This window comes from Methylobacterium sp. 1030 (assembly GCF_040544715.1).
Classification (GTDB): domain Bacteria; phylum Pseudomonadota; class Alphaproteobacteria; order Rhizobiales; family Beijerinckiaceae; genus Methylobacterium.
This window is the reverse complement of sequence record NZ_JBEPKM010000002.1, coordinates 428,440-453,999: the sequence shown is the minus strand read 5'-3', so window position 1 is coordinate 453,999 and position 25,560 is coordinate 428,440. Positions and strand designations below refer to the sequence as shown.

Below are 25,560 nucleotides of genomic sequence, written 5' to 3'. Positions count from 1 at the left end.
CCTGATCCTCGTTCCTGATCATCTCGACCTCCTCGCTCATCGAGGGGGTCAGGTCCTCATGGCGTCAGGGGGTCAGTTTGCCGTGTCGCCTGACAACCCGTCCCGTTCGCGGCCTTCACGCCGCCGTGCACGTTCCGGTCCGCGGCCGTGTCTGCCTTGGACGGTCGCGGCTTGCCCTGGCGGCTAGTCTTCACCAGCCCCAGCCTCTCGGGACTCTGGGCCGCCGCCGAAGGTGGCTTGGGTGTCACCGCGCGCACCGCCGTCGGCCTGCCGAAAACGCTGAGCGTTCTCGATCCGGCCGCGACCGGCCTGCCGCCTCTTCCGAGCGCGTCACTGACACTCCACCAAGCCGAAGCCGAATTGGCGCCGGCCGTCGCGCGGCTCACCGATATTCTTCTCGAGACCATAAGGGAGCACGTCGCGTAAGGGCGCGATGGCCAGTGACGGGCTCTCGGCGCGCCGCAGACACCCCGGTCATCGAACATCAGTCCTCTCGGTCTCTGCCCGCGTACGAACGGTGATCGATCGCCCCGGCCAGGACTTCTCGAGGAGAGACCGCGAGAGGCACCCGACCGCTGTTCGGACCTTGCCCTGTCCGCGTCGCGAGGCTCGATCACGGGGCGGCGGAGCCGAGGGTGACGTGGCTCGCGCCAGCGGAGATGAGGCCCCATCATTCGGTTTTGTCGAACACAGGGTGGCGAACTTTCAAATTATCCGAACACTCCAGGTCACGTAAGTCTTCGTCCGTTGGCCGCCGCGGCGGTCGCGAAGCCACGGACCGACGACCATGCCCTTCATCAATGTCAAAGTCGCGGGTACGCCCCTCGCACCCGAGCAGATCACGGCGATCCAGGCGGGCATCACCCGGTTGATGGCCACTGTCCTGCACAAGGTCGCGCCTCTGGTCGGCGTACTGGTCGAGGCGGTGCCTGCCGCGGGATGGAGCGTCGGTGCCGAGCCGATCGCCCGCGCCGCGCAAGTGGACGCCATCATCAGCGCGGACACGAACACGCCCGATGAGAAATCGCGCTTCATTTCTGAAGTAAACCGGCTCCTGAAGACCGTCCTCGGGGCCGAACTGGCGGAGGTGTCCTACATCGTCATCCACGAGGTGCCGAAGGACAGCTGGGGTTACGACGGCCTGACCCAGGCGGAGCGCGGGCGCCGCCGCGCATAGCTCGCAGCGTTCCGCAGGTGGGGGCGCCGGATCATGTGTCGGCCGACCGGCGCCGCCGGCCTGTCACGAACGCGCCCGGCGCTTAATCCGACTGCCGGCACCAACGACGTGAAATTGTGGTGCCTGCAGCTTTTACGACATGTGGAACGGACAATCTGTATTAATCGTCTGGGATCGCCCAAAATCTCAGCTTGACGGCTCGACCCGTCTCGGGAGATCTCCCTCCCAGAGTGCCACGGTGAAGGGCACACCGCGCACGCGGAATCTTGGAGAGGAAACGATGGTCTTCGCAGGTCGCGCTGCAGCCGCGGTGCTGTTATTGACGATGGTGTCGGCCCCCGCGCGGGCCGCGGACCCGATCAAGATCGGGCTGAGCGGGCCCTATACGGGCGGCTCGTCTTCGATGGGTGTCTCGATGCGGGACGGCGCCAAGCTCGCCGCCGCCGAGATCAACAAGGCCGGCGGCGTTCTCGGCCGGCCGATCCAGCTGATCGAGCGCGACGACGAGGCCAAGAACGAGGTCGGCGCGCAGGTCGCGCAGGAACTGATCAACAAGGAGAAAGTCGTCGCGAGCGTCGGCTTCATCAATACCGGCGTGGCTCTGGCCGCCCAGCGCTTCTACCAAGAGGCCGAGATCCCGGTCTTCAACAACGTCGCGACCGGGACGATCATCACCAACCAGTTCAAGGAGCCGGACTACGACGCCAACTACGTCTTCCGGAACTCCGCCTACGACGTGCTTCAGGCCGGCCTGATGGTCGACGAGGCCCTCGCCCAGGGTCACAAGAAGATCGCGGTCCTGGCGGACTCGACCAATTACGGGCAGCTCGGGCGCGAGGACATCGAGAAGTATCTCGCGACCAAGAACGTGAAGCCCGTCGCGGTCGAGAAGTTCAACATCAAGGACGTCGACATGACGGCCCAGCTGCTAAAGGCGCAGCAGGCCGGCGCCGAGGTGATCCTGGCCTACGGCATCGGGCCGGAACTGGCCCAGATCGCCAACGGCATGGCCAAGCTCGGCTGGAAGGTCCCGATGATCACGAGCTGGCCGTCCTCGATGCAGAGCTTCATCGACATCGCCGGCACGAACGGCAACGGCGTGATCATGCCCCAGACCTTCATCGAGGATCAGACCCTGCCGAAGCGCAAGGCGTTCCTTGAGAACTACTACAAGACCTACGGTGTCACGAAGATCCCGACCCCCGTGGCCGGCGCCCAGGGCTACGACTCGATCTACCTCCTCGCCGCGGCGATCAAGCAGGCCGGCGGCACCGACGGCGCCAAGATCCGCGCCGCCCTGGAGAACCTGAACGAGAAGGTCGAGGGCGTGGTCACGACCTACGACAAGCCCTTCACGGCGAAGGACCACAACGCCATCTCGCGCAACATGGTCGTGTTCGGGAAGGTGCAGGACGGCAAGATCGTCTACGCCAAGGACGAGGACGCCAAGAACGCCGGCGTGGTTCGTCTGAAGGAGAAGTCCTCGAACTGAGGATCCGGACGCTGCGCCCGCGACGGGCGCGGCGTCTCCCTCGGGGCCGGCGGCGTCACAGCCCGCTGGCGCTCAGCACAGCGGTCCCGCGGCGCCCGCCGCGCGACCGGACGTCCCTCCGGCGACAGCGATCCCATGGAAATCCTGCTCCAGCTCATCGCGTCCGGCGTCGCGGTCGGCATGATCTACGCCGCCATCGCGTTCGGCTATCAGCTGACCTTCGCGACCTCGAAGACCCTCAATTTCGGCCAGGGCGAGGCGCTGGCCCTCGGGGCCCTGTTCGGCCTGACCCTGGTGCCGTTCGTCGGCTACTGGCTGATGATCCCGCTGGTCCTGGTCTTCGGCTTCGCCCTCGGAGCCGTGGTCGAGCGCCTCGGCGTGCGCCCGGCCGTGAAGATCAAGTCCGAGTACGGGTGGATCATGGCCACCATCGCGCTCGGCATCATCTTCAAGAACGTCGCCGAGAACGTCTGGGGACGTGACGACCTGAAATTCCCCTCCCCGCTGCCCGAGACGGCGCTCCAGGTCGGCGGCGTGCGCGTCCTGCCGATGGAACTGCTGATCGTCGCGGGTGCGCTGCTGATGATGCTGGCGGTGGAGATCTTCAATCGCAAGTCGATCTGGGGGAAGGCGGTCGTCGCCACCTCCAACGACATCGACGCCGCCGGGCTGATGGGCATCAACACCCAGAAGGTCATCACCCTCTCCTACTCGATCAGCGCCATGACGGCGGCCTTCGCGGGCGTGCTGGTGGCGCCCGTCACCCTGACCGGGGCGACGATGGGCTCCGTGCTGGCGCTCAAGGCCTTCGCGGTGGCGATCATCGGCGGCCTCGAATCCGGCCTCGGCGTCATCGTCGGCGGCCTGATCCTCGGCGTCGCAGAGACGCTGACCGGCTTCTACATCTCGACCGGCTACAAGGATGTGCCGGGCCTGATCCTGCTCCTCGTCGTCCTCTCCATCCGCCCGGTCGGCCTGTTCGGCAAGGCCGTCATCAAGAAGGTCTGAGCGTGACCTCCCGCGCAATTCTCACGGCAGCCTGAGCCATGGCGCAGACCCTCGCCCCCACCGAAGCGCCCGCCCCGGCGGCCGCCCCCAGCCTGTCGCGCCACGTCGGCATCCTCGGCGCCGTGCTGCTGGTCGTCGGCCTCGCGGTCTTCCCGCACGTGGTCACGAGCTCGTACTACATCCACCTGATGATCGTGATCGCGATCTACGCGATCCTGATCCTCGGGCTCGACATCGTGGTCGGCTATACCGGGCAGGTGAGCCTCGGCCATGCCGGCCTGTTCGGCGTCGGCGCCTACTCGGCGGCGGTGCTGTTCCTGCACTTCAAGCTCGGGATCTGGTGGGGCATCCTGGCCGGGATCGGGGTGACCTCCGCCTTCGGCGTGCTGCTCGCCGTGCCGGCCCTGCGGGTGACCGGCCCCTACCTCGCCATGGTGACGCTGGCCTTCGGCACCATCGTCCAGATCTTCATCAACGAGCTGACGCCGCTGACCAACGGTCCCCTCGGCATCACCCTGCCGCCGGCCCGCGTCCTCGACTTCTCGCTGCTGGGCCTCCAGGCCCCCTGGGGCGCGGCCGGCCGCAAGCTCGAGTTCTACTACCTGGTCTGTCTGGCGCTACTGGCCACGATCCTGGTCGTCAACCGGGTGGTGCGCTCGCCCTACGGCCGCGCCTTCGAGGCGCTGCGCGACTCGCCGATCGCCTGCGATTGCATGGGCGTCAGCGTCTACCGCTACAAGGTCTACGCCTTCGTGATCTCGGCGGCTTTGGCCGGCCTCGCGGGCGCGCTGTTCGCGTGGTCAGAGCGCTACGTGGCGCCGAACTCCTACGGGTTCGAGCTGACCGTGCTGTTCCTCCTCGCCGTCACGATGGGCGGCCGCAAGTCGCGGGCGGGGCCGATCATCGGCTCGGCGATCATCGTGATGATGCCGAACGTGCTCGCCGATATCGGCCTGGTGCGGATCATGGCGGGGATCATCGCCGCCGCGGCACTGGTCGTGGGCGCTCTCGCCCTCCTGCGTCGCGCAGAGAACCGGTTCGCCCTGCTGGTGCCGGTCGCGCTCTGCCTCGCCTTCTTCCCGGCCACGCTCGCGCTCGAATCGGTCACCGACTTCCGGCTGACGGTCTTCGGCCTGATGATCCTGTTCGTGGTGTATTACCTGCCGGACGGGATCGTGGGCTTCCTCCGTGAGAAGATCCCCGCCCTGCGCCCGGCCCACACGGCCGAGGGCAAGAGCCTCCATGCCGAGGGCGCGGCCCTCAGCGTGCAGAGCGGCGACCGGGGCGCCGACCCGCTCCTCACCGTCGATCAGGCACTGATGCAGTTCGGCGGCCTCAAGGCGCTGGCCGGCGTCGATCTCACGGTGCGGCCGGGCACGATCCTTGGGCTGATCGGTCCCAACGGATCCGGCAAGAGCACGATGATGAACGTGCTCACCGGCATCTACAAACCGACCGGCGGCAGCGTGACCCTCGCGCGCGGCCAGGGGACGAAGCGCCTCGACGGGCGCACCCCGTCGGAGATCGCCGCTGCCGGCGTGGCACGCACCTTCCAGAACGTGCAGCTCTTCCGCGAGATGACCGCGCTCGAGAACGTGCTGGTCGGCCTGCACCACAGCTTCCGCGGCACCCTGTTCGACGCGATCCTCGGCACGCCCCGGCGGCGCCGGGAGGAGCGCGAGCAGCGCGCCCGCGCCATGGCGATCCTCGACTTCGTGGGCCTCGGCGCCCTGGCGCAGGTGGAGGCCCGCAATCTGCCCTACGGCAAGCAGCGGCTCCTCGAGATCGGTCGCGCGCTCGCCCTCGACCCGGTCCTGCTGCTCCTCGACGAGCCGGCCGCGGGCCTCACCGCCCCCGACATCGCCGAGCTGACGGCGATCATCCGCAAGATCCGCGATGCCGGCATCACGGTGATCCTGATCGAGCACCACATGGACGTGGTCATGGGCCTGTGCGACCGCGTCAGCGTCCTCGATTTCGGCCACAAGATCGCCGAGGGCAGCGCCCGCGAAGTGCAGGCCGACCCGAAGGTGGTCGAGGCCTATCTCGGCAGCCCCGTCGCCGACGAGGAGATGACCCATGCTTGAGGTCACGGGTCTGTCGGCCGGCTACGGCCAGGTGGAGGTTCTGCACGGCCTCGACTTCCAGGTTCCGAAGGGCCAGGTCGTGGCGCTGATCGGCTCCAACGGGGCCGGCAAGACCACCACGATGCGCGCCCTGTCGGGCATGATCCGGCCGCGGGCCGGTTCGATCCGCCTCAACGGACAGGAGATCGGCGGCCTCGACAGCCACGACGTCGCCCGGTTCGGCCTCGCGCACTCGCCGGAGGGCCGGCGCGTCTTCCCGACGCTCTCGGTCGAGGACAACCTGACCCTCGGTGCCTTCCCGCGCCTGACCGGCTCGCGTCCGAAAGGCGACGTCGCGGCCGACCGCGAGCGGGCCTTCGAGATGTTCCCGCGGCTCAAGGAGCGGCGCGCCCAGCTCGCTGGCACGCTCTCGGGCGGCGAGCAGCAGATGCTTGCCATGGGCCGAGCGCTGATGCTGCGGCCCGAGATCCTCCTGCTCGACGAGCCCTCGATGGGCCTCGCTCCCAAGCTGGTGGAGGAGGTCTTCCGGATCATCCGGCTGCTCAAGGCCGAGCAGGTGACGATGCTGCTCGTCGAGCAGTTCGCCATGGCGGCGCTCGGCGTCGCCGACCACGCCTACGTGCTGGAGAACGGCCGGATCCGCTTCCAGGGCCCGGCGCAGCAGATGCGCAACGATCCGGCCGTGCGGGCGGCGTATCTCGGCGGCAGCCACTGACATCCGACCGCGGATCGGTGCCGCGCGTGGCCTGGGATGTCCCCCAGTCCCGGCGCCCGGCATGACCCTGTCCCGCCGGGGCCGGCGGGTCACGGCCGGCGCACCGTCGTCGGCGCGGCTCTCGAGTGCCTGACGGTCGGCGCATCACCCTCGCGGACAAGCGCCCGCGCTCGCGAACGCCCTACAGGATTGTCCGACGCCGGGCGCGGGCGGCCCGGTGTTTGCTGAGGTTCGCCGGGGACAACGCTGAGGCCGGTCGGGCTCTGATGCCCGTAGGCCGCGCCGCCGCTCTCCTGTAGAGACCGTCGGGACGCGGCCGGCGCGACGGCCACACGGGAGGTGTCGATTTTGGACGACGGTTGGGCGACTGCCTTAGGGTTGTTTGCCGTCCTCGCCCTGGTTCTGGCGAACGGCTTCTTCGTCGCAGCGGAGTTCGCCCTGGTCGCGGTGCGCAGGAGTCGCGTCGCCGAACTCGTCGCCGAGCGGCGCGTGAACGCGAAGGCGCTGCTCTGGGCCACGGACCACCTCGACGCCCACCTCGCGGCGACGCAGCTCGGCATCACCATCTCGTCCCTGGCGCTCGGCTGGGTCGGCGAGCCGGCGCTGGCCCACCTGATCTTGCCCACACTGACGTGGCTGCCGGACATGCTCTCGACGGCGGCCGCCCACACGGTCGCCGTGGTGATCTCGTTCGTCATCATGACGGCGCTGCACATCGTGCTGGGCGAGTTGGCGCCGAAGAGCCTCGCGCTCCAGCGCAGCGAGCGCACGGCCCTGGCGGTGATCCGTCCGCTCAGCGTGTTCCTGTTCGTGTTCCGCCCGGCCATCCTGTTCCTCAACGGGCTCGGCAACGGCGTCCTGCGCCTGTGCGGATTGCAGCCCGGCCACGGCGAGGGCGGCCACCACTCGACGGCCGAGCTCAACCTCCTGGTCGAGGCGAGCCGCGAGGCAGGCCTCATCCGCGAGGCTCAGCAGGAAGCGGTCGAGCGCATCTTCCGGCTGGGGGACCGCCGGGTCCGCGAGATCATGACGCCGCGCCACGAGGTCGAGTGGGTCGACCTCGACGGATCGCCCGAGGAGATCACGCGGGCGGTCCGCGCCTGCAGCCACGCCCATGTTGTCGTGAGCCGCGGCGGCATCGACGAGGTCGTCGGCGTGCTGCGCAAGCAGGATCTGCTCGATCAGATCCTCGACGGGCGGACCCTCGATATCGCCACCGCCATGCGGCCGCCGAACGTCGTCCACGAGGGCATGACGGTTCTCACGGCGCTGGAGAGCTTCCAGCGCAACCCCGTGCAGCTGGCGGTGATCGTCGACGAGTACGGCAGCCTGGAGGGCATCGTCACGCAGACGGATCTCCTCGAGGCGATCGCGGGCGACATACCCGAGGTCGGTGAGGACCCGGCGGTCGTCGAGCGCGAGGACGGCTCGCTGCTCATCGACGGCATGATGCCGGCCGAGGACGCGTTCGAGCGTCTCGCCTTCAACGATCCGCCGGGCACGGACGACTACACGACTTTGGCCGGCTACGTGATCTTCCAGCTCGGCCGCATTCCGGCGGCGGGGGACGCGTTCGTGGCGGAGGGGTGGCATCTCGAGGTGGTCGACATGGACGGCCGTCGCATCGACAAGGTCCTCGCCACCCGCTTGCCGGCGCGGGCGCCGGTCGGAGGGGCGTGAGCGCGTCGCCGGGCCATCAATCGGCGCATATCCAATCGGCGCATATGCCTGCGAGAATCGCGGGCGCGTCGTCTCGCGCGGCGGTAGCCGTCGACCGCGCGAGTTCGGAGCGATATCGCGACCGTCAGTAGCGATCGTAGCGATAGCCACCGTAACGTCGCCCTTCGTAGAAGCGTGCGTCCCTGCGTCCGTAGCCACCGAACTCACGGTGGCGGCGATAGCCGTGCGCGGGCGCCCAGGGTGGCGGGCCGCCGTGACGGAAACCCCGCTCTCCGCGGGCCCAGGGCGGATCGGCGAAGGCGGCCGAGGTCGATCCGAAAATGCCTCCGGCCAGTGTCAGTGTGCCGAGCAGGATCAGCGTTGGCGTGCGGATCATGGATGCCTTCCTCACAGCGGGGGCGTCCCGCGTCGCCCCAGTTACGGTGCTCCGCGGCAAACCGTTCCCCGCCGTCGCGAAGGCACGAGGCCGGTCATCTCGGAGCCTCTCCGAATAACCGCGCGGTCTTCAGGATCGCGCTGGTCCGAGAATAAGCACAGGTGGCGATGGAACGGCACAGGTTCCGGTGGAACAGGCGTTCACAGCGTGATCGTGCGCAGTCACGACGTCGATAGCGGCACGAATTGTCGGAACGGTCCCGGAGATCCTGCCGTTTAGGGGCTCCAAAACAGGAGACGCTCCATGACACGCTTGCCGATTATCGTCCTCGCCACCCTCGCACTCGGGGGCAGCGCCGTCGCCGCCGAGCAGGGGGCCTCGTCCAAGACTCCGGGCCACGAGATGCAGGATCGCGGGAGCCGGGCCGGGAGCCCGGGCGCGTCCGGTTACGCGCCGGGCCACGAGATGAAGTCCGGCGGGACGGACTCGACCGGTTCGACGTCGCGAAGCGGCGGAAGCACGACGGGCACCACCGGCACCAGCTCGACCGGCACCCGTCGCTGACACGACCATCGTCCCGTCCGGCTATTCTGCCCGACGGGACGAACCGGCTGCAAGTCGAGCAATGCTGATCAATAAGGATCCGGGCTCGGTTCCGGCTCATGAGGCGCGGATCGTCGAAGATGAATTGTCGATGAACGGCAGTATTGATTAATTTCGTGAGCCTTGGAACGCGATGATTGGCGACTGCATTTCTCGTTTCAGTTCGATGAACGAGGTTGGAGTATGAAGAAGCTTATCACGACCCTGGTCGCCGGCACCGCGCTGCTGGGTGCAGTCTCTGCCGCTCAGGCCCATGAGTGGGGTGGCGGCTATGGCTACGGCTACGGTCCGGGTCACGGCCATTCTCGCGTGATCGTGCGCGAAGGCTACGGCGACGGCTATCGCGGCGTTCGCTTCGGCCACCGAGACTGGGATCGTCCGGATGTTCGCGTGATCGAGCGTCGCGGGTACGGTCATCGTCACCACGACGACGATTGGGACGATTGATCCGACCCGGATTCATGCGGAGCAGAGAGGCGCCCGGCCGGGCGCCTCTCTTTTATTTCCGATCATCGGCGCACCGCATGCAACGGTTTGGCGCCCGTCCGGCTTTCTGAGCGGTTCATCGACACGAGGAACAGCATCGCTATGCCGGTACGTCTGATCACGACTGCTCTGCTTCTGTCCGCAGGGGCCACGGCCGCGCTCGCCGCGCCCATGTCGGCCGACGACAAGGCGGCGCTCCAGCAGCAATGCATGGGCGATTTCACGACCTTCTGCGGTGGCATGCCGCCCGACGATGGCCCCGAGACCCAGGCCTGTTTCGAGAAGAATATGGCCAAGCTGTCGCCGGGCTGCCAAGGCGCCATCCAGAGCTACAAGCAGGGCAAGAAGGGCTGATCCAACCCGGCTGTCGTCTCCCAAGATCGGACGCGATCAGCCTCGCCATCGGTCCCGCGCGGGTCTGATCGCACAGGCAATACAGCGGATCGAAGACCGTAGACGCGGGGGCGGCCCGAGCCGCCCCCGCCGGTGTTCAGTAGCTGTAGGACCGGCGTGGGTAGGCCTGGGGCGCGCCGTACCCGGTGTCGCGCGGCTGGACCCGCGACCCGTACTCGATCTCCTTGCGCCGCGCCTGCCGGTTGGCGAGGTAGCGGCCGCCCAGGCAGCCGGCGACGGCGCCGACGACGCCGCGCTCGGCGAGGTAATGGCCCGCCAGACCGCCGATGATCGCGCCCTTGATACAGCCCTTCGCCTCAGCCGCACCGACGCTCATGAGTGTCACGAGAGCGATGGCGGATGCTTGTCCCACGATGCGCATACTGATGCTCCTCTTCGATCCGGAAGAGAATGCACCTGCGTCACGACCGTTCCGGACGTCGGAAAAGGGGTCGGCGCCCCCTTGTTCGTCGCCGCGGAGGTCCGACTGTTTCGCGCGCGTCGCTTCGTCCTGATGTCGGCGCCGATCCTGTGGCTCCGCGACCGACGATCGTGCCGGACGGAGCCGTCGCCGTCGGAGGTCGTCCTCCGCAAGCAATGGCCCGTTCCAGAGCTGCGGTGCGCGTGCGGAGCGGCGGTTGCCACTCGGCTTGACTCCAATATTTAGGACTCCTAATTATAGATCCATGGACCACGCGGCCGACCCAGATCCCGTCCTGATCCGCCTGCGCGAGGGCTTCGAGCGCGTCGCCCTCGTGCTGCGGGCCGATCTGTGGGCGGCCGCGGGCGATGCGGGCCTGAATCCGACACAGGCGCAGGTGCTGGCGCTGCTCGCAAGACGCCCGGCCGGCCTGAGGGCGAAGGAGATCGCCGCGCAGCTGGCCGTCTCGGCACCGAGCATGGCCGACACGCTCGCCGCGCTCGCCCGCAAGGCCCTGCTGACGCGTGCGCCCGATCCCGCGGATGCCCGCGCGGTGATCGTGCGCCTGACCGACGAAGGCCGCGCGCTCGGGCGCGCCCTCGCCGCGGCCACGTCACAGGTGATGTCGGCTCTGGCGCGGCTGACGCCGCCTGAGCAGGCGGATCTCCTCCTGACCCAGATCAAGCTCATTCGGACCCTGCAGCAGGCAGGTGCCATCCCCGTGCAGCGGATGTGCGTCAGCTGCCGCCATTTCAGGCCGAACGCCCATCCGGCCGAGGCCCAGCCCCACCATTGCGCCTTCGTGAACGCCGCGATCGGGACCCGGGATCTCCGGCTCGATTGCGGCGAGCATGAAGCGGCCGATCCCGACGTCCAGGCTGCCACCTGGACGTCCTTCGCGAATGGATCGCCGCCCCTCCGAGCACCACGAGAGACCTGAAAGGACACATCGTCATGACGAGGATCAAGGCACGGGGCGTCGGCCTCGTGGCGGCGGCTCTGTGCGCGCTCTCCACCGGCGCCTCGGCCGAGCCCATCCGGGCGCAGCCGAGTCCCGCTGTCCTGGCGTCGTTCGACATCGTCGAGACGACGATCGCGACCAAGGGCGACACCGCCGTCTTCACCACCCGGGTCCGGGGCGAGGCGGGCAAGGACAAGCCGGATGCCACCGGCAAGTTCGAGGGCTCGAGCGTCTACGCCTACGTCTGGCCGACGACCCTCGACAGCGACGCGATCGGCTTCGACAAGGCTCAGGGTATCGTGGCGCTCGCCGTCACCTTCCACCCCGATTTCGACGACGCGGCCTACGGTGCCAGGAACCGCCATGTCTGGCACCCGCACTGGGTGGTGCTCGCCAAGGACGCGGCCTGCGGCGGCGGCCTGAAGGTCGTCGATATCCCGGACGGCGCGAAGCCGAAGGTTCCGCCGACCTGGCCGAAGGTCCCGCTTCTGATCGACAGCCCGGACTATCCGACCACCTTCCGGGGCGAGACGGTTCAGGTCGAGATCCCGGTCTCGCTCATCACCGGCATCAAGGGTGCCTCGTTCGACGGGGTGACGTCCGGCCTCAAGGTGAACGGCAACCTGCACGCGCCGCTGCTCTGCGTCAGCGACGTCTTCAAGGTCGCCTCGGGCAACCTGTCACTGCCGGGCAAGGTGACCCCTCAGAAGTAGGACGCGCGACAGGAAGCGGTTCGGCGACTGCCATCGCCGAACCGCCGGAAGATCCCCCTCCGAGCATCAGAGAAGGACGAGTCACCATGGCATATGCCCGCCTCGACGATCCACCCCCGGCCGCGGCCGGGCTCTCGCCGCGCGCAGACGTGATCGATCGCCGACCCGTGAGGGCGCCGACCGCGCCGAGGATCGCGGCGCTGGCACGCCTCGGCGGGATCCTTCTCGCGCTCCTCGCGCCGCCGACAGGGGCGATCGCCGCCGATGCCCAGGACTTGGTGGAGGCTCTGCGCACAGTCGCCGGCAGTCGGCCCGGCGTGCGCCCGACCTTCGCCAAAGGACAGTGCGTCCGCGGCACCTACACCCCTGCGGCCGAAGTGGGACAGGTGACGCGGTCGATCAGTTTCACGCGGCCGTGGCCTCTCGTCGGGCGATTCTCGGTCGGCGGCGGCAACCCGTCGGTGCCGGACGCGACCAGGACCGTTCTGCGCGGCTTCTCGATCAAGCTCCTGTCGGACGGTGGCGAGACCCATCTGCTGTTCGAGAACGCGCCGGTCCACTTCGCGCGGACCGTCGACCAGATGCTCGCGTTCCTGCAGGTCCGCGTTCCCGGCCCCGACGGCAAGCCCAATCCGGAGGCCATCGCGGCCTTCGCGAAGGCCAATCCGGAGACGACGCGCCAGGCGGCCTTCGTCGCCGGCAAGCCTGTCCCGGGCAGCTACGCCGGCCTCGTCTATTGGGGCGTGCACACGTTCACCGGGCTCAACGCGGACGGCCGTGCCGTGCCCTTCAAGTTCAAGATCGTGCCCCGAGCCGGCGAGATCACCCTCAGCGACGCGGAGGCGAAGGGCAAGCCTGCACACTTCCTGGCCGACGCGCTTCGGGAAGAGCTGTCGAAGGGCCCGGCGGGGTTCGACGTCGTGGCCCTGCTCGCCGGGCCCGGCGACGATCTCGGCAGCGACATCACCCGGCGGTGGCCCAACGAGGACGACCGGAAGGCGGTCACCCTCGGCACGATCGCCGTGACCGGCATCGAGCCGAACGAGACCTGCGACCAGGGCACCTTCGACCCGGGACAGCTGGCGGACGGCATCGACGCGCCGAAGGACGAAATCTTCGCGGCGCGCCGCACCGCCTACGGGATCTCGTTCGGCCTCCGCTCCCAGTGAGCCTCCTCGGCCCGGCGGCTGCCACCGCCCGGCCGCCACACCCGCGGGCCGCGCCTCGACAGGGCGCCGCGCGGCCAGCGGCCGATGCGACCAGACGGCCGCCCGTCATCGACGACTGGAGCTCCGGAGAAGCGGCATGACCATCCTGGCCCCCGAACTCGTGACCGGTCGCTGGTTCAACACGCCCGCGCCACTCTCCCTCGCCGCGCTGCGCGGCACGGTCGTCGTGCTGCACGCGTTCCAGATGCTGTGCCCCGGTTGCGTGGCGCACGGCACGCCGCAGGCCGAGAAGCTGCACCGGATGTTTGCCGGCAACGGCGCGGTCGCGGTGATCGGCCTGCACGCGGTGTTCGAGCATCATGCCGCCATGACCGAAGTCGCCCTCGAAGCCTTCATCCACGAGTATCGTCTGGACCCTGCCGATCGCCGTCGACCTCCTCGAGGACGACGGTCCGATCCCGCAGACGATGCGGCGCTATGGTATGCGCGGAACGCCGACCACGATCGTCATCGACCGCGACGGACGCGTCCGGGAACACGCCTTCGGGCAGGTCGACGACCTCGCGCTCGGGATCCTCGTGGGCTCGCTGATCGCGGCACCGGTCACGGGATCGGTGCGCGGGGAGTTGGTACCGGACGGGTGCGACGAAGCCGGCTGCCGGCTCACGGAGGAAGCGCGGCCATGACGGCGCGTCTTCTCCCACCCGTCCTCCCGCTCGTCCTCGCCGGCCCGGTCGCGCCGCTGGGACCGGACGGTCCGCCGAGCGGCATCGTCAAGAACCCCGTTCCCGCGCCGTGGCGGATCACGGCGACCGGTCTCGTGGGCGATGCCCAGGCCGATCTCCGGTACCACGGCGGTCCCGAGAAGGCGCTCCACCAGTATCCGCAGGACCATTACGCCGCCTGGGCCACCGAGATCGGCGATCATCCGGTGCTCTCCGCACCGGGCGCCTTCGGTGAGAATCTCGCGACGACGGGCTGGACGGAGCACGACGTCTGCGTCGGCGACGTCGCCCGCTTCGGCTCGGCGCTGCTACAGGTCAGCCAGGGGCGCCAGCCCTGCTTCAAGCTCGACCGACGCTTCGGACGATCCGGGATGGCGCTCGCCGTGCAGAGAACGGGGCGGACGGGCTGGTACTGGCGGGTCCTCGAGGACGGCGTCGCCGAGCCGGGAGACAGGATCGAGCTCCGCGCGCGTCCGCGGCCGGACTGGTCGCTCGCGCGCCTGATCCACCTCCTCTACGTCGACACGCGCAACCGGTCCGAGCTGCAGGCCGCGAGCGCGCTCCCGGAACTGGCGGAGAGCTGGCGCCTGCTCCTGCGCCGACGCTTGCGGACCGGCGCGGTCGAGGACTGGTCGAAGCGCGTCACCGGACGGGATGGCGGGCCGAGCGCCTGAACGCGGGCGCGTCGATGCGGTTGGGCCTCGGACGAGGGGCCGGGTTGCCGGTCGGATACCGGCCACGGCACGCGCTCATTGCGGGAAGGCCGACGGGAACAGGCGCCGGAGATGCGCGTGCAAGCCGGGCTCGCGCCACGTCCGGCCGCGCCAAGCGAGGTGCCCGTCCGGCCGGATCAGGCAGGCCATGGTCCCCGCGCCGTAAGCCTTACCGAAGGCCCCCGTCGGATCCGCGAGCGTCGTCACGCCCGGGATGGGCACCTCGCTGCCGATGACGACGACCCGGACGCGGGAACGGTGCTCGCGGGCCCAGATCGGCAGATCGGGGCCGGCCACGGCGTCCGACATCCCGGCAGCATGGATGAGGAGGACGTGCTCGGTGCCGCGGAGGGCGTCGAAGAGCCGCGTCGGAAAGCCGAGCCCGTCGCGGACCAGCCCGTTGACGTCGGGCGCCCGGTCGCCGGCCCTCGGGCCGGCCTCCGTCGGCTCCGTCGCGTCGCCGGCGATCCAGGCCGTGTTCCGGTAGCTGACGAGGACCTGCGTGTCGGCGAGGCGGTCCGGCGCGCCGCCGCGCTCCCGACCGTATCCCTCGCTCGCTGTCCGGGTCCGCGCGATCACGTCCGCGCCCACCGGGCGCCGCTCCCCCTCGTAGCTGTCGAGGAGAGCCTCGGGGCTGGCGCCCCGAAGAACCAGGGCGAGCTTCCAGGCCAGATTGTAGGCGTCCTGGATCCCGGTGTTCATCCCCTGCCCGCCGGTCGGCGGGTGGATGTGGGCGGCATCGCCCGCCAGGAAGCAGCGGCCGCGCCGATAGGCGGCGGCGAGGCGCATGCTGATGCGGTACACCGACGACCAGCGCAGGTCCGACAGGCGCGAGCCGTCCGGCAGGAGATCGTCGGCCACGGCCTGCAGGTCGGCCAGCGACGGGCCTTGAAGCTCGGCCTGGATCCCGTGGTCCGACCCGCCCGCCGGCACCAGATGCTGCGGCGCGAGCATCGAGACGCGGTAGCGGCCCGGCTCGGGGAGCGGGATGGCGATGAACATGTCGGGCGGGGCGTCCTCGTTCAGTCGCAGCGCCCGGACCGCGAGTCCGTAGGGTACATCCCAGGCGATGTGCACGTCACCGAGCATGAACGGCCAGGGATAGGCCTCGCCCTCGAACGCGATGCCGAGCTGGCGCCGGACCGTGCTGTGGGCACCGTCGCAGCCGACGACGTAGCGAAAGTGCGCCTCCGCGACCGCACCATCCGCCTCCTGCAGGCGCGCGCGGATTCCGGCGCCGTCCTGCTCCAGGGCCGTCAGGCGCAGGCCGCGCTCGACCCGGGCTCCGAAGCGCTCCAACTGACGGTTCAGGACGCGCTCGGTTTCGAATTGGGGCAGACCGAGCGACGCGTAGGGCAGATCGAGCGGTGGACTGACCGCGTCGACCGGCGGCTGGCCGTGCAGGATCGTGCGCAGGCCCGTGAGCCAGAGACCCGCGTCGATCATCTCGCGGGCGAGGCCCATGTCCTCCCAGACTTCCAGCGTGCGCGGGGTAACCCCGATCGCGCGGCAATAGGGCGACGGCCGCGCCGCAGCATCGACGACCCGGCAGCGCGCCCCGTGCCGGGCGAGTTCGCAGGCGAGCGTCAGACCGACCGGACCGGCTCCCACGATCAGTACATCCGCCATCGCACCCTCCCCGGACCGATCCCGAATCGTCCCAGCGCCCGCACCTATCTGAGATGGCCTGGCCGGAATCACGCCGTCGACGCGCGGACTATAGGTGCCGTTCGAAGGATCCGCCGCAGGCACGGCTCGGGATGCGCCGCTCCCGACCGACGACGATGCGCCGATCCCGCGACAGCGGCTCGGCGCGCGTTCCGGAGAGCCGACGGCGGAGGGCGCGCCACGACCTCCCCAAGTCGATTGATTTCGTCGACTGTGTTTCGCGCAGACATTGCATTGATGCCGCGGTTCGGGGTGCGCCCGAAAAGTCAATGCTTCTCGGGAAAGACATCATTGTATATGGAGCTGACCAGTATGGGGCCGTGTCCTGGCGCCCCGGGGTCGCGAGAGATGTCGAGTTTCGACGAGTCGGTCGCGCGCCAGCAGCGGTTCATGGGACCGCTCCTGGTGGCGGCGATCCTGTTCGGCCTGGCCGGGCTGCCGGTCGCGGTCTGGCTCGACCTGCGCGGCCTGTCCGAGCGCATGCTCGCCACGCAGGCGATCGAGACCGGCCGGATCATCGACCAGATGCGCAGCTTCTACGCCAGCGACGTCGTCCAGGCGGTCAACGCCGCGACCGGCCGGGTCGAGACGCGCCACGATTACAAGGGGGTGCCGAACGCGATCCCGATCCCCGCGACGCTCTCCCTGGAACTCGGCGAGCGGATCAGCGGCGGGGACGGCGCGGTGAAGTACCGCTTCGTCTCCGATCTCCCGTTCAAGGACCGCAAGCCGCACGATCTCGACAGCTTCGAGACCCAGGCCCTGGCGGACCTCCGGGCGCACCCCAAGACCGGCTTCGTCAGCGAGACGACGGGGTCCATCTTCGACCGGCAGGTGCGCATCGCGGCGCCGATCCGCATGGAATCCGCCTGCGTGCGCTGCCACAACGCCCATCCCCTGAGCCCGAAGACCGACTGGAAGGTCGGCGACGTCCGCGGCATCCAGGAGATCGTCCTGCACCAGCCGATCGCCGCCAACGTCTTCGCCTTCAAGTACCTGCTCGGCTACTTCATCCTGGCGGCGCTCGCCGGCACCACCTTCCTGCTGCTGCAGGCGCGCCAGTCCCGCCTCATCGACCGGATGAACAGGGAGCTGACCGAGTCGAACGGGTTCCTGGCGTCGGTCTCGGTGCAGATCGCCAAGTACATCTCGCCCCAGGTCTACAAAAGCATCTTCAGCGGCGAGCGGGACGTGTCGGTGGCGACCGAGCGCAAGAAGCTGACGATCTTCTTCTCCGACATCAAGGACTTCACCGCGACCACCGAGCGCCTGCAGCCCGAGGAACTGACCGCGCTGCTGAACGAGTACCTGACCGAGATGACCGCCATCGCGGTCAAGCACGGCGGCACGGTGGACAAGTATATCGGCGACGCGATGCTGGTCTTCTTCGGCGACCCGGAGAGCCGGGGCGTCCGCGAGGACGCGCAGGCCTGCGTTCGAATGGCGATCGAGATGCAGAAGCGCCTGGGCCAGCTCAACGCCCGCTGGCGGCGATCCGGCATCGAGCGCCCGTTCCAGGCCCGGATCGGCATCAACACGGGCTACTGCAACGTCGGCAATTTCGGCAGCGACGAGCGGATGGACTACACGATCATCGGCGCGGAGGCGAACCTCGCCGCCCGCCTGCAGGCGGCCGCTGTCCCGGGCGGCATCACCCTGAGCTACGAGACCTACGCGCTGGTGAGCGACATCGTCCAGGCGAGCCCGCAGGAGCCGATCCGCATGAAGGGCATCAGCCGCGAGATCGTCCCCTACGCCATCGAGGGCGACCTCACCGCCGAGGCCCCGGAGACGATCTTCTCCGAGCACGCCCGGGGGATCGACTTCTACGTCGACGTCGACGCCCTGGAGATGGAGGGCGCGGCGCGGCTCCGGAAGCGCCTGCTCGACACGCTCGCCGCCGTCGACCGCCGGATGACCGGGGCGGGCACCCACTCGGATGACGGCACGCGGCCCTCCGCGGCCGGCTGAGGTCCGGGCGACCGCGTCAGAGCGGCAGGGCCGACATCGCCAGGGCGCCGTGGTGGCGGAGCGCATTGGTGGCCGCGACCTGCCGCTCGAAAGCCGTCATCAGCCTGGGCGAAACGCCCTGGCTGTCGGGCAGGCGGATCGTCATCGGGTCGAGGAAGCGCCCGTTGACGCTCACCTCGTAGTGGACGTGGGGGCCCGTCGAGAGGCCGGTCGAGCCCATGTAGGCGATGACCTGCCCCTGATGGACGGTCGCGCCGACCTGAACGCCGTGCGCGAGCCGCTGCAGGTGATTGTAGGCCGTCACGTAGCCGTTGGCGTGGTGGATCTCGACGCGATTGCCGTAGCCGCCGCGCGGGCCCGCATACGCCACGGTCCCGTCGCCCGTCGCCATGATCGGCGTGCCGGCCTTGTTGGCCCAATCGACGCCGTTGTGGAAGCGGGCGTAGTGGAGGATCGGATGGACGCGCGTGCCGAAGGGCGAGGTGATCCGCCCGTCGGCGATCGGCATGCGCATCAGGAACTTGCGGAGCGAGTTGCCCGTCTCGCTGAAGTAGCTCGCCGTCCCGGCCTCGGGCGCCTCGAAGCGGTAGGCGCGGTGCTTCACCCCGCCGAGCGTCACGGCGACGTAGCGCACCTCCGGCGGGCCGCCGACCTTCTCGCTCGGGCTGAACAGCACCTCCAGCCGGTCGGACGGGGCGATCCGGCGCTGCATGTCCAGGCCGAACGCGAAGATGCCGACGATGCGCTCGGCCAGGATGCCGGGCATGCCGTTGCGCAGGACCGCCTCGAAGATGCTCCTGTAGAGGCTGGCGCCCGAACCCTCTCCGTCGCCGTCGTCGCCGGAACGCGACGCCGCGACCTGGGCCGACGGCGGCGCCACCGTGACGAAGCCGCCGGAATCCCGTTCCGCGACGATCTCCTCGACGCCGCCCGCGCCGTAGAGCGTCACCCGGGCGATCCGGCGCGCGGCCTCGCCGGCGCGCGACCGGACGAGGAGAAGGTCAACGTGCTGCCCCTCGGCCAGCCCGGTGCGGGCATGCTCGCTGAAGGCGGCCAGGATGGCGGTCACGCTCGCGGGCTCGGCGCCGTTCGCCGCCAGCGCGTCGGCCAGAGTCTCGCCGCGCTTGAGCACGACGTCGCGCGTCTCGGTCAGGCTCAGGCCGGAGGCGGGCTGGGTCTCGGCGAGGTCGGTGATGTTCTCCGGGACGACCCGCACCTCGATCGCGTGGAACGGGTCGCGGCCCGTATCGGCGCCGGCGGCGGTCGCGGCGGCGTCGGCCGGCGCGGCGACCAGGATCTGCGAGAGCAGCCGCTGCGGCGCGAGCGGCGCGGCGATCCGCGGCCCCGTCTCGCGCGCCTCATCCGACTGCCTCTCCACGAGGGCCGTGACGTCCTCGTCGCTCAGGCCGGGCGCGTCGTCGGGAACCGGCGTGCCCTCGAGCGCGGAGCGCGTGATCGTGACCGTGGTCCCGGACGGATCGTCCACCGGCTCGTCTGCGACAGGGGCGACCTCTCCGTCCGCGGCGAGCTGGCGCGTCGGATCGAAGGGTGGGATCTGCCCGTCGACCGCGTCGCCGGAGGACAGGCTCGTGAACAGTCGCACGAAGGGCTGGGTCCGGATAATCTCGCGCTCGCCGACCTGGTGGGTCACCGGCGCGGAGAACTCCTCCCGGTCCGAGGCGACGAGTTGGCGCCGCACGAGGCGGTCGCCGCGCTGTCCGACCACGCCTTGCCCCTCCGCGACCTGGGCGGGCCCCTGGCGGAATGTCGGCTTGGCTGGCGCGAGATCGGTGTCGACGGACATGCGGAGCGCCGCCCCCATGAGGGCCGCGCCGCAGGTGGCGATCAGGCAGCTGGCGCAGAGCCAGCGCAGGTTCAGCCGTCGCCGGTCGAGCGGCGTCGTCACTCCGTGGGTCGGGGCCGCGACCGCGCTGCGCGACAGGGACCTGTGCAGAATGGGCAGCCCGCCGCGCGGTGCTCGTCCGCCCTCGTTCATCCGGTCCCCTCACGCTCAAGCTCGCCGCTTCGGCGGTGAGTGCGGCCTGAATGAGGCTGCGACTTGCGCCTGGCGCGACGCTCGTCCGCTCAAGGAGCGCACGTGTCGAACGCGGTACCGGCGGGCAGGACGGGGCATTCGTCGACCGCCCACGATCGTTTCGACCGGACTCCGCCACGGAGCCGGGGAACGCCCGGCGCAGATCGCTGTTGCCCCAGTCGCCACGGAGGGATCGGGGTCCGACCGCCGCGACTTCGGCACCTTGCCGCGACACATTCGGAGAACATGGTCATGGTCGACACGGACAGGGTCACGGGCGCCGCGCGCGCGTTCGGCGGGAAGGTGCAGGGCGCGGTCGGCGACGCCGTCGACTCGGACCGTCACGCGCTCGAGGGGCGTCTCCGGGAGGCGCAGGGCACCGCCGAGAATCTCTACGGCCAAGCCAAGGACGCCGTGCGGCACGCGGCCGACGAGGTCTCGGACCACGCCGCCGAGGCCTACGACCGGAGCCGCCACGTCGCCTGGGAAGGTCATCAGAAATCCGTCGAGTGGCCGCACGCCTCCCTGATCGTGGCCGGTCTCGTCGGCTTCGGTCTCGGTTTCCTCGTCAGCCGTCTCTGACACGGATCGCCGCGTGCCGCCGTCGGCTTCACGTCGACTGGATCGCGGGGCCGCGAGCGCCGTGCGCGATTAAGTCGGCACGGAGGCCAGGGCCGAGCCCGTGCCGCGGGAGGCGCGGGCCCCCTCTCCCGCGCGAGAGGGGGATGGCGCCGGTTCTCGACCGGGAACCGCCGTCCTAATCGAACCATCGCACATCGGTCGGAAGCGACCCGAGCGGGTTCAGGCACATGCCGCACGCAGCCGCCACGCCCGTCGGAAGCCCATCGGCGCTGCCTGGCCGATCCTTGCGGCACAGAGGGTGTCGGCGACCTGCGAGGGTCCACGCCCGAGTCCGGGAATGAGCCTCCAGTATCCACGCTGTTGGTAACTTGTGTTCCGTTATGGAACAGAGTCATTGGCTCTATTCTCGCTCTAGACACCGCTGAGAGGTGTCTAATGCATCAGTTTATCGGCCTATTTGCCATCTTCGTCACGCTGGCCGGCGTGCTCCACACCTGGGGTGCGCCGCGCTGGGCGATCGCCGGCCTCTGCCTGATCGGTCTCCTCGGCGTGTCGGCCACCGTCGTCGGCATTCAGCCAAAAGTGGCCCCGTCGCCGGTGTCCCAGGTGCAGTCGCTCAACGACGCGATGCAGCCCGTCTTCGAAGGCGTCTGGGACCCGCTGCGGCCCGGCCGGCTGCTGACGACGTCCCGCTAGCGTCTCCGGTCCGCCCGGGCTCCGCCGCGGGCCGCGGGTCCGGTTGGACAGCCCGCGCCGTACCCTAGAAGGTCGAGCGCGCCTCGATGCTGGAATAGTACCCGGAGCCCTGCACCCGATCCCGGACGTAGCCGGCGGCCACCGACATCTGGACGGGTCCGAAGCGGACGCCGGTCAGGTGGGCGCCGATCCGATACTGGCGGAAGAAGTCGTCGCCGAGGAACAGCGCCTCGGGGCCGATATAGACGCCGTCGGCGAGCATGTAGCCGACGCGCAGGCGCGAGTAGTAGGCGTTGAACTTCGTCGAGTACGAGCCGTAGGCCGAGACCATGGTCCGGTCGGTCGGCGTCGCGTAGAAATTGCCCGCGACCTTCAGCCCGACTCCCGTACCGACGACCGGGTTGCCCGGATCGGGAATCGACAGCTGGTTGCTGCGGACGTTGAAGCCGATGAATCCTGCGAGGGCCGCGTCCTTCCAGACCCACTCGTAACCCGCCTGCAGGGCGCCTTCCTGCTGGTAGCCGGTGACCCGCGTCGCGACGGACCGGCCGGGATACGAGTAGGTGCCACCGATGGCGTCCACGCGGACCCGCAGGCCGTCCCGGGTGGGTGAGCCGTTCGGCGCGGCGGTCACCGTCACGGAGCCGAAGGCCGAGCTGTTCGACGTGACGCTGGTGGATCCGTCGACCGCGACGGCCCAGCTGTCGTCGACCGCCTGCTGCGAGGCGCCCGTGTACCAGTCGGCGCCGGCGCTGCGCGCCGGGAGGTCGGCGGCGGCGGCCTGCGTGGCGGAGGCCGCCGCGCAGGCGCACGAGAGGGCCAGAACGGTCGTGTACGGAGTGCGAGGACGTCGGGCAGCTGGTTCCGCAGTCCTGCCCATATTCGAAAGCTCCGTTAAGGTACGATTTACGCTTTAACCAACACTCGTCGACAATAGTTAACATCCACTTTTGGAAGGACTGAGTTTCGATCAGGGCGTCGGCGCGGAGAGCGAGCGCGAGAACCGCGCGGTCGCTCAATCGGGCGGGATGCGCGGCGATCAGGCCGCGCGCGCGCGGACCGCGGCGTCGAGGACGACCTGCAGGTCCTCGTTGCGGAAAGGCTTGTCGATCCGCAGGAAGGCGTCGGCGGAGCGCGGCAGCTGGCCGTGTGGGCTGGCGAGGATGACCCGGATCTGCGGGTAGCGCTCGACCACGGTGGCGGCAAGCTGGAGACCCGCCATCACCGGCATCGATTGATCGACGATCATCGCGTCGAAGGCGGCGTCGCGGGCAAGGATCTCGAGGGCGTGCGCCCCGGAGGCGGCCTGGACCACCGCGTGGCCGAGATCGGCGAGCACCTCTGCGACGCTGGCCCGCACGAGGCCGTCGCTCTCCACGAGCAGGATCTTCAGCCCCGCCGCGCGGATCGGAGGGAGCGTGGCGACGGCCGGGGGCGCGGCGGGCAGCCAGAACTCGGCCAGGAACGGCTCGGCGCCGGTCCCGTCGCGGATCAGGCGCCAGTGGCCGCCGGTCTCGGTGACGAGCGCCGCGGCCGCCGCGAGGGTCGGGCCTGCTGCCGTCGGCAGCGGCGCGGCCTCGGGTCGGCGACCGCTGCTGACGAGCACGCGCACGTAGGCCGCAACTTCCGCCGCGGCGCCCATGTCCTCGGGGGTGCCCTCGACGGCCGCGATGGCGAAGCCGGCGAGGTCGGCGTCTCGAATATGGAAGGCCAGGTTGAGGAGCAGCAGCTCCAGCACGCGCTCGCTGCACAGGACGGGCGGCAACCCGGCGGGGATGCGGTTGAGGACCGGCATCTCGCCGAGGGCGTTCGCGGCCAGGAACGGCAGGTAGCCCTCGAAGGTGGTGGCGAGGTCGGTCTCGGCGAGGGTGATGCCGGTCTCGTCGCCGCGCACGAGGTGCAGCATCCGGCGGGTGAGCGCCGCGCCCCGGCGCGCGCCGGCCGTCGCCCGCCCGACCAGCCGTTCCTGGTCGTCCCCGAGGGTGTGGCGCCGCGCCAGCAGCGTGAGATTCGTCAGGACGACGGTCAAAACGTCGTTGAACTCGTGGACGATGCCGTCGGTCACCCGCCGCAGGACGAGGTTGCGACGCGGCTCGACGGGCCGCGGCAGGGTCGCCCCCTCGCCGCCCGGCAGCTTCCGCATCAGGGCGAAGAGCCGCCGGTCGCCCCTGGCGTCGGCGAGGCACAGCAGCCTCACCTGGACCTGCTGCTCCGGCCAGTCGCGGAGGTGCAGGGTCACGTCGTGCGGGCCGTCGGCCGCGAGGGCGGCGTCGCGCGCCCGGTCGAGCACGGGCCGGTCCTCGGCGACGAAGCAGGCGGCGAACGGGGCGGCGACGGGGGCTCCGTCGTCGCCGGCCGCGCTCCGCGAATCCAGCAGGGTCCGGCCGGTGTCCGGATCGATCTCGCAGCAGGCCCAGCCGGAGACCGCCTCGAAGGTTGTCAGACGCGCCTTGAGGCGCGCGACCTCGGACCCGGCGCCGGCCATCTGCAGCCCGGCGCTGCGGCGATGCCCCGCGAAGACGTCCGAGAGCGCCGCGAACTCGCCGATCCACGTGCGGGGCGCTTCGGTCTCGCCGGCGGTCTCGCCCTCACCCCTCAGGAGGCGGCGCAGCGGTCGCGTCAGCCGCTCTCCCGCGACGAAGCCGAGCGCCGCCGCGCAGAGAATCAGGGCGAGCCCGACGCCGAGCATCCGCCAGTCCGGTGACGCGGCGAGCGACGCGCCGGAGGGCACGGCCTGCGCCGTCACCAGCCATCCTGGCGAACCGATCTCGGCCGCGAGACGCATCGGCGTCGTGGCCGAGACGGCCGTCGTCCGGAACGGGCTCGGGGCCCCCGACAGGACCCGGCTGTCCGGGGTGGCGACGAGGAAGCCGAGGGTGTCGGGCAGCGCCGCGGCGCGCCGCACCTCCTCCTCGACCTTGGTGAGATAGCTCGGGTCGGCGTCGAGGCGCAGCAGGCCGTCCTGACCGCGCTCGCCCAGCGCGACGGCGGTCCCGAACGGCGAGTCGGCCTCCGCCCCGTCGCTGACCACGATGACCCCGGCCGCGCGGCCGCGCAGGAACCACGTCTGCCGCGCGACGCTGCTGCCGACGCGGCGCTCGTCCCGGGCCGCCAGCACGGTACCGTCGGGCGCGACGAGGACGGCGTCCCGGTAGACCGGGTTGAGGTCGAGCCACCCGCGCAGGCGCGCGGCGCGCTGGTCGGCGGAGAGCAGGCCCTCGTCGTCGCGGAGCATCAGGGCGGCGCTGCGCGCGTCGACCACGGTCTGCCGCAGCCGCGCCGCGAGGGCGGCGACGTAGGCGCGCGAGGCCGAACCGACCATCTCCTGCGGGGACGCCGCGGGTCCGGGCCGCGCGGCCGGGACGACGATCAGGACGGCGGCCGCGAACCCCGCCGCCGCGGCGATCGCCACCTGCAGAGCGTTGAGCAATCCGAGGGAGATCTGCAGCGGCTTCGCGGTCATCCGTACGCCCGGGGGTCGGTGCCGAGCGAGGCGCGATTTTCGTTAAGGGTCGATTAAGGCCCGCGGCGCAACCCGGCCGTGCCCCCCGACGCGGGCGCGGTCCGCCGGGCGGGTCGTTCCGACTATCCGTGGCGCTCTGCGTCGCCTGCCCCGCACCGAAGCCGGTTATAGCGAAGCTTTAGAACGGAATATTAATGTATTCGGCGCAACGGCGCGTCCCGATCCCGCTCTCGCAGCCCGATCGACTTCGCCGCGCCGGGCATCATCTGGGTTGCTTGCATTCCTAAGTTAACTGTAATTTCCGGCGAAGTGGAGTGGGCTGGATATTACGAATGGGTTTGTTCATTGACCATCGTCGCTGTACAAACCCGGCGGTAGAGCCGTTGCACCTCGATCCGAGGGATTTTTGGCCCGGGAGGCTGTAGC

23 protein-coding genes and 1 pseudogene are annotated in these 25,560 nt (G+C 69.9%); 18 read left to right on the top strand and 6 right to left on the bottom strand.

The annotated features are described in order from the left end of the window. Positions 1-237: 237 nt before the first annotated feature. From ABIC30_RS04480 to ABIC30_RS04450, 7 genes are all read left to right on the top strand, one after another. Positions 238-426 carry a hypothetical protein gene (locus tag ABIC30_RS04480; RefSeq protein ID WP_354454204.1) on the top strand — a complete coding sequence of 63 codons (189 nt, stop codon included), beginning with the start codon at positions 238-240 and terminating at the stop codon, positions 424-426. Between the two features lie 361 nt (positions 427-787). Next, on the top strand, positions 788-1,177 hold the full coding sequence (locus ABIC30_RS04475) for a tautomerase family protein (protein ID WP_020091661.1): 390 nt from the start codon (positions 788-790) through the stop codon (positions 1,175-1,177). Between the two features lie 280 nt (positions 1,178-1,457). Continuing rightward, on the top strand, positions 1,458-2,669 hold the full coding sequence (locus ABIC30_RS04470) for an ABC transporter substrate-binding protein (protein WP_026604708.1): 1,212 nt from the start codon (positions 1,458-1,460) through the stop codon (positions 2,667-2,669). A gap of 135 nt (positions 2,670-2,804) precedes the next feature. Further along, positions 2,805-3,677: a branched-chain amino acid ABC transporter permease gene (locus ABIC30_RS04465; RefSeq protein WP_020091659.1), complete on the top strand. Its 873-nt coding sequence runs from the start codon at positions 2,805-2,807 to the stop codon at positions 3,675-3,677. Positions 3,678-3,715: 38 nt separating this feature from the next. Then, a complete protein-coding gene (locus tag ABIC30_RS04460) occupies positions 3,716-5,764 on the top strand; it encodes a branched-chain amino acid ABC transporter ATP-binding protein/permease (protein ID WP_354454201.1) in 2,049 nt (682 codons plus the stop codon). Then, complete coding sequence (locus ABIC30_RS04455) at positions 5,757-6,479, top strand: ABC transporter ATP-binding protein (protein ID WP_010682999.1); 723 nt, start codon at positions 5,757-5,759, stop codon at positions 6,477-6,479. Before ABIC30_RS04460 ends, ABIC30_RS04455 begins: the two co-directional genes overlap by 8 nt. A 378-nt stretch (positions 6,480-6,857) precedes the next feature. Continuing rightward, complete coding sequence (locus ABIC30_RS04450; RefSeq protein WP_331327753.1) at positions 6,858-8,159, top strand: hemolysin family protein; 1,302 nt, start codon at positions 6,858-6,860, stop codon at positions 8,157-8,159. Between the two features lie 124 nt (positions 8,160-8,283). Here the strand turns inward: ABIC30_RS04450 and ABIC30_RS04445 are convergent, their stop codons facing one another. Then, the gene (locus tag ABIC30_RS04445) at positions 8,284-8,535 is read right to left on the bottom strand and encodes a hypothetical protein (protein WP_331327752.1); all 252 of its coding nucleotides are present in this window, start codon (positions 8,533-8,535) and stop codon (positions 8,284-8,286) included. A gap of 303 nt (positions 8,536-8,838) precedes the next feature. Between ABIC30_RS04445 and ABIC30_RS04440 the strand changes: the two genes are divergently transcribed. The 3 genes from ABIC30_RS04440 (at position 8,839) to ABIC30_RS04430 (ending at position 9,978) form a co-directional block, all read left to right on the top strand. Then, positions 8,839-9,099 (top strand): hypothetical protein, encoded by a 261-nt coding sequence (locus ABIC30_RS04440; protein WP_056521516.1) that lies wholly within the window; start codon positions 8,839-8,841, stop codon positions 9,097-9,099. A gap of 222 nt (positions 9,100-9,321) precedes the next feature. Further along, positions 9,322-9,585: a hypothetical protein gene (locus tag ABIC30_RS04435; RefSeq protein ID WP_082557703.1), complete on the top strand. Its 264-nt coding sequence runs from the start codon at positions 9,322-9,324 to the stop codon at positions 9,583-9,585. 141 nt (positions 9,586-9,726) lie between these two features. Next, positions 9,727-9,978 carry a hypothetical protein gene (locus ABIC30_RS04430; RefSeq protein WP_020091655.1) on the top strand — a complete coding sequence of 84 codons (252 nt, stop codon included), beginning with the start codon at positions 9,727-9,729 and terminating at the stop codon, positions 9,976-9,978. Between the two features lie 136 nt (positions 9,979-10,114). On the opposite strand, the gene ABIC30_RS04425 is transcribed toward ABIC30_RS04430, so the two are convergent. Then, positions 10,115-10,399 (bottom strand): hypothetical protein, encoded by a 285-nt coding sequence (locus ABIC30_RS04425; protein WP_020091654.1) that lies wholly within the window; start codon positions 10,397-10,399, stop codon positions 10,115-10,117. 304 nt (positions 10,400-10,703) lie between these two features. Here ABIC30_RS04425 and ABIC30_RS04420 point away from each other — a divergent pair, with 304 nt between their 5' ends. The 5 genes and pseudogenes from ABIC30_RS04420 (at position 10,704) to ABIC30_RS04400 (ending at position 14,680) form a co-directional block, all read left to right on the top strand. Then, on the top strand, positions 10,704-11,378 hold the full coding sequence (locus ABIC30_RS04420) for a MarR family winged helix-turn-helix transcriptional regulator (protein WP_354454197.1): 675 nt from the start codon (positions 10,704-10,706) through the stop codon (positions 11,376-11,378). Positions 11,379-11,392: 14 nt separating this feature from the next. After that, positions 11,393-12,112, top strand: coding sequence for a hypothetical protein (locus ABIC30_RS04415; protein ID WP_354454195.1), 720 nt, complete (start codon positions 11,393-11,395; stop codon positions 12,110-12,112). 167 nt (positions 12,113-12,279) lie between these two features. Continuing rightward, a complete protein-coding gene (locus ABIC30_RS04410; protein ID WP_331327750.1) occupies positions 12,280-13,281 on the top strand; it encodes a catalase in 1,002 nt (333 codons plus the stop codon). A gap of 136 nt (positions 13,282-13,417) precedes the next feature. Next, a pseudogene (locus tag ABIC30_RS04405) lies at positions 13,418-13,967 on the top strand (peroxiredoxin family protein). Continuing rightward, entirely contained in the window at positions 13,964-14,680 is a 717-nt protein-coding gene (locus ABIC30_RS04400; protein WP_331327749.1) for an MOSC domain-containing protein, read from the top strand. Before ABIC30_RS04405 ends, ABIC30_RS04400 begins: the two are co-directional and overlap by 4 nt. Before the next feature lie 75 nt (positions 14,681-14,755). Here ABIC30_RS04400 and ABIC30_RS04395 read toward each other — a convergent pair whose 3' ends face one another. Continuing rightward, positions 14,756-16,348 (bottom strand): FAD-dependent monooxygenase, encoded by a 1,593-nt coding sequence (locus tag ABIC30_RS04395; RefSeq protein WP_331327748.1) that lies wholly within the window; start codon positions 16,346-16,348, stop codon positions 14,756-14,758. A gap of 387 nt (positions 16,349-16,735) precedes the next feature. Between ABIC30_RS04395 and ABIC30_RS04390 the strand changes: the two genes are divergently transcribed. After that, positions 16,736-18,358, top strand: a complete 1,623-nt coding sequence (locus tag ABIC30_RS04390) for an adenylate/guanylate cyclase domain-containing protein (RefSeq protein ID WP_056521531.1) — start codon at positions 16,736-16,738, stop codon at positions 18,356-18,358. Between the two features lie 16 nt (positions 18,359-18,374). Here the strand turns inward: ABIC30_RS04390 and ABIC30_RS04385 are convergent, their stop codons facing one another. Then, positions 18,375-20,264, bottom strand: a complete 1,890-nt coding sequence (locus tag ABIC30_RS04385; protein WP_354454192.1) for a peptidoglycan DD-metalloendopeptidase family protein — start codon at positions 20,262-20,264, stop codon at positions 18,375-18,377. A 381-nt stretch (positions 20,265-20,645) separates the two neighbouring features. On the opposite strand from ABIC30_RS04385, the gene ABIC30_RS04380 reads away from it, so the two are divergent. Together ABIC30_RS04380 and ABIC30_RS04375 are read left to right on the top strand one after the other, a co-directional pair. Next, complete coding sequence (locus ABIC30_RS04380) at positions 20,646-20,975, top strand: CsbD family protein (protein WP_026604704.1); 330 nt, start codon at positions 20,646-20,648, stop codon at positions 20,973-20,975. 435 nt (positions 20,976-21,410) lie between these two features. Then, a complete protein-coding gene (locus tag ABIC30_RS04375; protein WP_020091644.1) occupies positions 21,411-21,671 on the top strand; it encodes a hypothetical protein in 261 nt (86 codons plus the stop codon). A 64-nt stretch (positions 21,672-21,735) separates the two neighbouring features. Here ABIC30_RS04375 and bcsS read toward each other — a convergent pair whose 3' ends face one another. Together bcsS and ABIC30_RS04365 are read right to left on the bottom strand one after the other, a co-directional pair. Next, positions 21,736-22,551 (bottom strand): cellulose biosynthesis protein BcsS, encoded by an 816-nt coding sequence (gene bcsS / locus ABIC30_RS04370; RefSeq protein ID WP_091924485.1) that lies wholly within the window; start codon positions 22,549-22,551, stop codon positions 21,736-21,738. Positions 22,552-22,710: 159 nt separating this feature from the next. Further along, positions 22,711-25,134, bottom strand: coding sequence for a response regulator (locus ABIC30_RS04365; protein WP_331327746.1), 2,424 nt, complete (start codon positions 25,132-25,134; stop codon positions 22,711-22,713). Between the last annotated feature and the right edge of the window lie 426 nt (positions 25,135-25,560).